Raw genomic sequence first — 8,695 nt, 5'->3', positions numbered from 1 at the left:
CGCATCCACAAAGACGTCGACGACGCGAACGGGATTGTCCTCGTTGATGTAGTCGTCCAGCCGTTCCGGAAACAGCACGCTCTGCGACCGATCCACCCCTTCGACGAATCGCTTCATGCGACACTCCGGCTTGGTATGACGTTAGGATCGGCGCGTTCGCTTACGGGGTGTTTTCACACAGGCTGGACCCGTAGCAGACCTTACTGAAGCGTCTCACTCGCTATTTATAGAGACCTCGCAACGAGGTCTCGTCCGCTAAGTGACTGTCTTAATTAGCAATGGCACCTGGCGCAGCACCTGTGGCGGCACCTGGCCGTGGCACCTGCGCCGGTGTGCCTGACGGAGGCGGCCTATTTATAGGCGTTTCGTATAAGTGAGCCGCAAAATATATATTTGTTTCTATAACGGGTCGATCATATGATTCTTTCCGTCCCGCCACCGTCCCCTCCCCCCAGGTGGCGGCGACCCTCGCCCCGCTGCGACGCTATCCCCGCGATATCTGGTCTTCCTCCCCCCTGACCCATATCGACGCGTCGCCCAGCGGGGCGCTTTCTTTTCAAGACACGACGCCCGGCCTTCGAGCCGGGCGTCGTCGTATCTGAAGGAGCATGTTTTGCAGGAGCGCACCCAGTGCGCGATCGGGCCCCAAGCGGTCGCGCACTGAGCGCGCCCCTACAGGGCCGCCGCCAGCCGCGTTCCTTGGTCGATGGCCCGCTTGGCATCCAATTCCGCGGCCACATCGGCACCACCAATGATGTGCGTTTTGATACCCAGCCGGATCAGTTCGTCGGCCAGCGTGCGGTTGGGTTCCTGACCCGCGCAGATGATCACGTTGTCGACCGGCAACACATGCGACTGTCCATCGACCGTGATGTGCAGGCCCTGATCATCGAAGCGCTCGTAGGCGACGCCACCCAGCATCGTGACCTGCTTGGCTTTCAGCGTAGCGCGATGCACCCAGCCAGTGGTCTTGTTGAGTCGCGCGCCGGGCCGGCCTTCGCTACGTTGAAGCAGCCACACTTGCCGCGCAGGCGTTTCCGGCTTTGCTGGCGCCAGTCCGCCTCGCGTATCCAGCTGCATGTCCACGCCCCATTCGCGCGTCCAGCGTGCGACGTTCAAGGTGGGGGAGGGCGGATGCTCGACAAGGAATTCGGCGACGTCAAACCCGATGCCACCGGCCCCGATGACGGCCACGCGCTGACCTACGGGCCTGTCGTGCGCGAGCACATCGAGATAGCTCAATACACGCGGATCATCGCTGCCGGGAAAACTCACCCGTCGCGGCGTGATGCCGGTGGCGATCACCACTTCATCATGGCCGGCAAACGAGGTGGGATCGGCGATCTGCCCGAGTCGTACCGCAACGCCGGTGTCTTCAAGGCGGTGGCGGAAATAGCGTAGCGTCTCGTGGAATTCTTCCTTGCCGGGAATGCGTTTGGCGTAGTTGAACTGGCCGCCGATTTCATTGGCCCGGTCGATCAGCGTCACCGCGTGTCCGCGTTCGGCGAGCGTGGTGGCACATGCAAGACCCGCGGGGCCGGCGCCAACCACGGCAATCTTTTTCCGGCGGGGTGTCGGCTCGATGTGCAGCTCGGTTTCATGGCAGGCGCGCGGGTTGAGCAGGCAGCTTGCGCGACGGTTCTGGAAGACATGGTCCAGGCACGCCTGGTTGCAGGCGATGCAGGTGTTGATGCGCTCGCTGCGTCCGGCTTTTGCCTTGTTCGGCCATTCCGGATCCGCCAGTAGCGGGCGCGCCATCGACACCATGTCCGCTTCGCCGCTGGCGAGGATCTGCTCGGCCACTTCGGGCATGTTGATGCGGTTGGTGGTGATCAGCGGGATCGATACTTCGCCCTTGAGTTTCTTCGTCACCCACGCAAAACCCGCGCGCGGCACGCTGGTGACAATGGTGGGTATGCGCGCTTCATGCCAGCCGATGCCAGTGTTGATGATGCTGGCCCCCGCGGCCTCGATGGCCTTGGCAAGCGCGACGATCTCGCTCCAATCCTGTGCATCGTCCACCAGATCGAGCATCGACAGACGATAGATGATGATGAAATCGCGGCCCACGGCCTCGCGAGTGCGGTGCACGATTTCGATGGGAAAACGCATGCGTTTCGCGGCATCGCCGCCCCAGGCGTCATGGCGCTTGTTGGTGCGCGCGGCCAGGAACTGGTTGATCAAATAGCCTTCCGAACCCATCACTTCGATGCCGTCGTAACCGGCGTCCTGCGCGAGCTTCGCGCAACGCACGAAGCCACCGATGGTTCGCTCGACACCGCGGCTCGACAGCGCGCGCGGAGTGAATGGCGTGATGGGCGATTTGATCTTTGACGGTGCCACCGACAGCGGGTGATAGCCGTAGCGCCCCGCGTGCAGGATCTGCATGCATAGCTTGCCGCCTTCCGCGTGCACTGCGCGGGTGAGTTTGCGGTGGCGACCAACATGCCAAGGCATGGTCAGGCGACCGCCGAAGGGCTTCAACCAGCCTTCGATGCTTGGAGCGATGCCGCCGGTGACCATCAGGCCCACGCCGCCGCGGGCACGTTCCGCGAAGTACGCCGCGAGCTTGTCGAAGTCCGCCGCCTTGTCCTCCAGGCCCGTATGCATCGAGCCCATCAGGATGCGGTTGGGCAGGGTTGTGTGCCCGAGGTCGAGCGGAGAGAACAGGCGGGGGAAGTTCATATGGACCGTCTTGGTTCAAACGATCGTATGAATGTGCCTGCTGGGAGCGTTTGAAAGCAAGGGCCCCGACGCTTGAAAGGGGCGCGCGCCTTGTCGTCCTGCGGAAAGTTGGTGCCGGACGGCTTTGCCTTCTTTCAGGGCGAAACGCGCTGGATGACTCGCTGCGCTCGCCCTGCGGAGCCGCCCTGCGGTCGTTCTGTGCGCTTCGCGTTGGTCCGGCTTTCTCCGGAATGGGTAGGCAGCTTGAGGTTTTGGGTGAGTCGAGGCCCGTTGAATTCGGGCAGCCGAGAGAACTCAGCCCAACAGTTCTCGCACCAGGTCGATGTAACGCTGCTTCGCCTCGTCTTCGGAAACGCCACGCAACTGACCCCAGGCTTCGTACTTGGCCGTGCCCACGAAGTCGAAAAAGCCCGGCGGTTCGCCGTGAACATTGCCCTCAGAACCCTGCTTGTACAGGGCATAGAGCTTGAGCAGCGTGTCGTTGTCCGGCCGCTGGCCAAGCTGCTGGATATCTTCGGCGGCTTGTTCGAATTCGCGACGCAGATCGGTCATGGTGTGGAAGTGCATGGTTCTGGCGGATTGGGAAAGGGCAACTGGACAACCCGCGTTCCGTGCGAGGACCAACGCGATAGCATATGCGTTTTCCTTAGCCGCCGTCAGGAGACCCCATGAGCCCATCCGCGTCCGTTCCCGTGCTGACCATCGACGGACCGTCGGGATCGGGCAAGGGCACCATCAGTCGCTTGGTGGCTGAGAAATTGGGCTGGCGCCTGTTGGATTCGGGGGCGCTATACCGTGCCGTGGGTTATGCGGCCGGCGCCGAAGGGCTGGATCTGTCGGACGCGGATGCCATGACCCGTTGCGCCCAGACGACCAGGATCCGCTTCCAGGCGGCTGCCGACGGGAGCGACACCCGCGTGCTGGTCAACGGCCATGACGCCACCGATGAATTGCGTACCGAAACGGCCGGGGCCGCGGCCTCGGCGATCGCCTCGATTCCCTCGGTGCGTCAAGCACTTGTGGACATGCAGCTGGCTTTCCGCAAGGCTCCCGGCCTGGTGGCGGACGGACGCGATATGGGCACGGTGATCTTCCCGGACGCCCCCCACAAGGTGTTCCTCACCGCCAGTGCCGCCGAACGTGCCAAAAGACGCTATAAGCAGTTGAAGGAAAAGGGGCTGAGCGTTACACTTGCCGTCCTTCAGCGCGAGATCGAAGCGCGTGACGCCCGCGATGCATCGCGAACCGTCGCGCCGCTCAAGCCGGCCGCAGACGCGGTTCTCATCGACACCACCGGCATGGGCATCGAGGACGTCGTGGCGAAAGTATTGGCTGTCGTGCAGTCCTGAACAGGACTGCCGACGGCTTTTGGTGCCCCTGCCGCCGCGGCTGGGGTCTTGGTCAACGGTGCCAACGGAGCGATCCGGCGACACCCATAACCGGTGGGCCGATTGTCTGTGCGCTTTTCATTCCACGGCGCGCATAGGACTTAAGGCCTTTTCTCATTTCTGGAATCAACATGACTGAAAGTTTTGCCGAACTGTTTGAACAGAGCCAACAGGCTATCTCCAAGCTGAAGCCGGGCGCGATCGTCACGGGTATCGTTGTGGAAATCCGCAACGACGTCGTCGTGATCAACGCTGGCCTGAAGAGCGAAGGCATCGTCCCGATCGAGCAGTTCAAGGACGAGAGCGGAGAGCTGGAAGTGCAGGTAGGCGACGAGGTGAAGGTTGCCCTCGACGCCCTGGAAGACGGTTTCGGCGAGACCAAGCTCTCCCGTGAGAAGGCCAAGCGTTCCATGGTTTGGGACGACCTCGAGCAGGCCTTCGACAAGGAAGAGACCATCACCGGCAAGATCTCCGGCAAGGTCAAGGGCGGCTTCACCGTCGACATCAAGGACGTCCGCGCATTCCTGCCGGGCTCGCTGGTCGACGTGCGTCCGGTCCGCGATCCGGTTTACCTGGAAGGCAAGGACCTCGAGTTCAAGATCATCAAGCTCGACCGCAAGCGCAACAACGTGGTGGTCAGCCGCCGCGCCGTCGTCGAGACCGAGTTCTCCGAGGAGCGCGAGAAGCTGCTTGAGCGCCTGACCGAAGGCGCAGTGGTCAAGGGCACGGTCAAGAACCTCACCGACTACGGCGCGTTCGTGGACCTGGGCGGTATCGACGGCCTGCTGCACATCACCGACATGGCGTGGAAGCGCGTGCGTCATCCGTCCGAAGTCGTCAACGTCGGCGACGAGCTGGACGTCCGCGTGCTCAAGTACGACCGCGAGCGCAACCGCGTGTCGCTGGGCCTCAAGCAGCTGGGTGACGATCCGTGGGTCGCCATCGCCCGCCGCTACCCGGTTGGCAGCCGCCTGTTCGGCAAGGTCTCCAACGTCACCGATTACGGTTGCTTTGTTGAGATCGAGCCGGGCGTGGAAGGCCTGGTCCACGTGTCCGAAATGGACTGGACCAACAAGAACGTCAATCCTGCCAAGGTTGTGCAGGTCGGCGACGAGACCGAAGTGATGGTGCTGGACGTGGATGAAGAGCGCCGCCGCATCTCGCTGGGTATCAAGCAGACCCGCTCGAACCCGTGGGAAGCCTTCGCAGCGATGCACAAGAAGAACGACAAGGTGTCCGGTCAGATCAAGTCGATCACCGACTTCGGCATCTTCATCGGTCTGGACGGCGGCATCGACGGCCTGGTTCACCTGTCCGACATCTCCTGGCAGGCCTCGGGTGAAGACCTCGTCCGCAACTTCAAGAAGGGCGACGAGATCGAGGCCGTGGTGCTGGCCGTGGATCCGGAGCGCGAGCGCATCTCCCTCGGCATCAAGCAGATGGAGCAGGATCCGTTCGGTCAGTTCATGGCTACCAACCCGCGCGGCACCATCGTCAATGGCACCGTGAAGGAAGTGGATGCCAAGGGCGCCGTGATCGATCTGGGCGAAGGCGTCGAGGGTTACCTGCGCGCCAACGACATCGCCAAGGAGCGCATCGACGATGCCACGCAGCATCTGAAGGTGGGCGACAAGGTCGAAGCCAAGTTCACCGGCATGGACCGCAAGGGCCGCCAGCTGCAGCTGTCGATCCGCGCAAAGGACGAAGAAGAGCTGCACGACGCCATGGCCGAGTACTCGAATGCCTCTACTGGCACGACGAAGCTCGGTGCGCTGCTCAAGGAGCAGCTCAACAAGGCTGACTAAGCAGTAAGTGGAAGCAAGGGCGGGGCGGCCTTCTGGGCCGCCCCGCTTGGTTCACGTCACGGACATTGGGGACCCATGACCAAATCCGAATTGATCGAGGCGCTGGCACGGCGTCAGACCCATCTCGCGTTCGCCGATGTGGAATTGGCGGTCAAAAGCGTGATCGAGCAGATGAGCCACGCCCTTTCCAGTGGCGAGCGCATCGAGGTCCGCGGTTTCGGCAGCTTCGCACTGCATTACCGTCCGCCGCGCATGGGCCGTAATCCCAAAACGGGTGACGCCGTGGCGCTGCCGGGCAAGCATGTCCCGCACTTCAAGCCGGGCAAGGAACTGCGCGAGCGCGTCAACATGGATCTGGAGTGATGCCCTTCCAAAGGGCATGACCGCACGATGTATCGAAGGCAGGCGGCGACGAGCCGATCCTGCCTTCTTTTTTGCCCCAATGCCTCCAGTACTCCCGCGGGCGCAACCCGGCTCAAATTTCTGAACGGACAGCCCTGGCCGTGCCTGTGCCGGCCATCGGCAATCGGTTAAAGTCGCCGCATGCGACTGATCGTAACGCTGATCCTCCTGCTCTTTATCGCTGCCGGCGTCGTGCTGGGGGCGCTCAATGCCGATCTGGTAAGCTATGACCTGGGTTTTGTGCGGATGGATTTGCCCAAGGGCGCTGCGCTGTTGCTGGCTCTGGTGGCCGGCTGGTTGCTCGGCGGCCTGACCGCATGGCTGGGCGTCAGCCTCAGGCACCGTCGCCAGCGCCGCCGGACATCCGGCGACAGGGTCACGACTTCGCCGGCCGGTGCATGAGCGCACTTCAGTACGTCCTTCTCCTGTTGGTTCCCGCAGCATTTGCCAGTGGTTGGTGGACGGCCCGGCGTGCAGGTGTGCGTCGGTCCGGTGCGCAAGTCAGCGAGCTGTCATCGGACTACTTCCGCGGCCTGAACTACCTGCTCAATGAAGAACAGGACAAGGCCATCGAGGTCTTCCTCAAGCTGGCCGAATACAACCGCGATACGGTGGAAACCCATCTTGCGCTGGGCAATTTGTTCCGTCGGCGCGGCGAAGTGGATCGTGCGATTCGCTTGCATCAACATCTTGTTTCGCGGCCGGGTTTGTCGGATGCGATGAAGACCGTCGCCCTGCTCGAGTTGGGCGAAGACTACATGCGCGCCGGTCTGCTGGATCGTGCGGAAACGCTGTTTTCCGATCTCGTGGCGATGGACGCACACGCGCCCTCGGCGCTGCGCCATCTCATCGCGATCTACCAGCATGAGCGCGACTGGCACAAGGCGATCGAGCACGCGCGCCGTCTCGAGGCCATGACCGGCGAAGACGAGGCCGGCATGATCGCGCAGTTTTATTGCGAGCTCGCCGAACAGTCGCGCCAGCATGGCGCCCGGCAGGAAGCGCGTGAGTACCTGCGCCAGGCCTTCGCCTGCCAGGCCGATTGCGTGCGTGCCTTCATGCTGACCGGACGGCTTTATGCCGAAGAGGGCCAGCATGCCGAGGCAGCCAAGGCTTATGAGCAGGCCATCGAGGCTGATATCGCCTTCGTGCCTGAAATCCTGCCGCCACTGCTAAACAGCTATGCACGCTCGCAGCAGATGGAGCATGCGGAACACTTCCTGCGTGACATCCTGGAGCGCTATCACGGCATCTCGCCGGTGCTGGCGCTCACGCGCCTTTACCAGCAGCGCGATGGCGATCGCACGGCGATCGATTTCCTTACCTCGCAACTGCGCCAGCGGCCATCGGTGCGAGGGCTGATGGCGTTGATCGACGCGACCATGGACAAGATCGAAGGTGAGGCGCGCGAAAACTTCCTGATCCTGCGCGACCTCACCAAGAAGCTGCTGGAAGGGCAGGCGATGTATCGCTGCAGCCGTTGCGGCTTTGGCGCCAAGGCGCACCACTGGCAATGCCCCAGCTGCAAGAACTGGAGCACGATTCGTCCCATCCATGGCGTCGCCAACGAATGAGGCGCGGATGAGTCCGACTTTGCTGGCGATAGGGATGGTGCTGGCGTCGTTGTTGATTTCGCTGGCCGTCGTGCGCGGGGCCATCGCCTATGCGCATCGGCGCGGCATGATGGACCTTCCCGGTCAACGCCGCTCCCACACCATTCCCACGCCACGCGGCGGCGGCATCGGCGTGGTCGCTGCCGCGATCGTGTGCATGCCGCTGGCGCTGTTGTGGTTTCCTGGCACATGGCCCGTGCCCATTGCGCTGGCACTGGCAGTAGCTACGGCGAGCGTCGCCATGGTGGGCTGGTGGGACGACCACCGGTCGCTGCCGGTACTGCCAAGGCTTGGCATCCAGTTGTTGTCCGCCGGCGTGGTTGCGGCTGCCCTCGCGTTCGATGGCATGTCCTGGTGGTGGCTCCCGCTGCTGGTGCTGGCAGGGACATGGAGCATCAACCTGCACAATTTCATGGACGGGATCGATGGCCTGCTGGCTCAGCAGGTGATCTTTGTGGCTATCGGGCTCGCCTGGATGGCACGGGCCGTCGGCCAGGTGGCGCTTGCCGTTTCGGCGGCCTGCCTGGGGGCGGCCGCTCTCGGATTCTGGTTTTTCAACCGACCCAGGGCCCGCATCTTCATGGGTGACGTGGGTAGCGGAACGGCGGGACTGCTGCTGTTCGTGCTGACAGCGCTGCTCTGGCGGGTCGACAACCAGCTGTTGTGGCCGGCCTTGATCCTCAGTTCATCTTTCATAGCGGACGCTACCCTTACCCTGTTGGGGCGTATGGCGAGCGGCCGGCGTTGGTACACTGCCCATCGCGAGCATCTGTACCAATGGATGGTTCGCAGTGGATTCACG

Annotated in this window: 8 protein-coding genes; 6 read left to right on the top strand and 2 right to left on the bottom strand. The window is 62.8% G+C overall.

Features of this window, described 5'->3' with window-relative positions; genetic code table 11:
* Window positions 1-672: 672 nt before the first annotated feature.
* Both VFG49_RS19110 and VFG49_RS19105 read right to left on the bottom strand, forming a co-directional pair.
* Window positions 673-2,685 (bottom strand): NADPH-dependent 2,4-dienoyl-CoA reductase, encoded by a 2,013-nt coding sequence (locus tag VFG49_RS19110; RefSeq protein ID WP_324863577.1) that lies wholly within the window; start codon window positions 2,683-2,685, stop codon window positions 673-675.
* Between the two features lie 294 nt (window positions 2,686-2,979).
* Window positions 2,980-3,237 carry an acyl-CoA-binding protein gene (locus VFG49_RS19105; RefSeq protein WP_324863575.1) on the bottom strand — a complete coding sequence of 86 codons (258 nt, stop codon included), beginning with the start codon at window positions 3,235-3,237 and terminating at the stop codon, window positions 2,980-2,982.
* 116 nt (window positions 3,238-3,353) lie between these two features.
* On the opposite strand from VFG49_RS19105, the gene cmk reads away from it, so the two are divergent.
* From cmk to VFG49_RS19075, 6 genes are all read left to right on the top strand, one after another.
* Window positions 3,354-4,034 carry a (d)CMP kinase gene (gene cmk / locus VFG49_RS19100; protein WP_324863573.1) on the top strand — a complete coding sequence of 227 codons (681 nt, stop codon included), beginning with the start codon at window positions 3,354-3,356 and terminating at the stop codon, window positions 4,032-4,034.
* A 170-nt stretch (window positions 4,035-4,204) separates the two neighbouring features.
* Complete coding sequence (rpsA, locus tag VFG49_RS19095; RefSeq protein ID WP_324863571.1) at window positions 4,205-5,878, top strand: 30S ribosomal protein S1; 1,674 nt, start codon at window positions 4,205-4,207, stop codon at window positions 5,876-5,878.
* 75 nt (window positions 5,879-5,953) lie between these two features.
* On the top strand, window positions 5,954-6,241 hold the full coding sequence (locus tag VFG49_RS19090) for an integration host factor subunit beta (protein ID WP_324863569.1): 288 nt from the start codon (window positions 5,954-5,956) through the stop codon (window positions 6,239-6,241).
* A gap of 180 nt (window positions 6,242-6,421) precedes the next feature.
* Window positions 6,422-6,682, top strand: a complete 261-nt coding sequence (locus VFG49_RS19085) for a lipopolysaccharide assembly protein LapA domain-containing protein (RefSeq protein WP_324863567.1) — start codon at window positions 6,422-6,424, stop codon at window positions 6,680-6,682.
* Window positions 6,679-7,854, top strand: coding sequence for a lipopolysaccharide assembly protein LapB (gene lapB, locus VFG49_RS19080; protein WP_324863564.1), 1,176 nt, complete (start codon window positions 6,679-6,681; stop codon window positions 7,852-7,854). Before VFG49_RS19085 ends, lapB begins: the two co-directional genes overlap by 4 nt.
* A gap of 34 nt (window positions 7,855-7,888) precedes the next feature.
* The coding region (locus VFG49_RS19075; RefSeq protein ID WP_324863562.1) for a glycosyltransferase family 4 protein at window positions 7,889-8,695 on the top strand (807 nt) is incomplete at its 3' end.

The sequence above is a fragment of the Dyella sp. genome (assembly GCF_035685885.1).
Lineage (GTDB): Bacteria > Pseudomonadota > Gammaproteobacteria > Xanthomonadales > Rhodanobacteraceae > Dyella.
This window is presented reverse-complemented; position numbering and strand designations above follow the sequence as displayed.

What these genes read in the sequence shown, in the direction of transcription:
- VFG49_RS19110 (WP_324863577.1), bottom strand. Translation starts at nt 2,685, where the DNA reads ATGAACTTCCCCCGCCTGTTCTCTCCGCTCGACCTCGGGCACACAACC.
- VFG49_RS19105 (WP_324863575.1), bottom strand. Translation starts at nt 3,237, where the DNA reads ATGACCGATCTGCGTCGCGAATTCGAACAAGCCGCCGAAGATATCCAG.
- cmk (WP_324863573.1), top strand. Translation starts at nt 3,354, where the DNA reads ATGAGCCCATCCGCGTCCGTTCCCGTGCTGACCATCGACGGACCGTCG.
- rpsA (WP_324863571.1), top strand. Translation starts at nt 4,205, where the DNA reads ATGACTGAAAGTTTTGCCGAACTGTTTGAACAGAGCCAACAGGCTATC.
- VFG49_RS19090 (WP_324863569.1), top strand. Translation starts at nt 5,954, where the DNA reads ATGACCAAATCCGAATTGATCGAGGCGCTGGCACGGCGTCAGACCCAT.
- VFG49_RS19085 (WP_324863567.1), top strand. Translation starts at nt 6,422, where the DNA reads ATGCGACTGATCGTAACGCTGATCCTCCTGCTCTTTATCGCTGCCGGC.
- lapB (WP_324863564.1), top strand. Translation starts at nt 6,679, where the DNA reads ATGAGCGCACTTCAGTACGTCCTTCTCCTGTTGGTTCCCGCAGCATTT.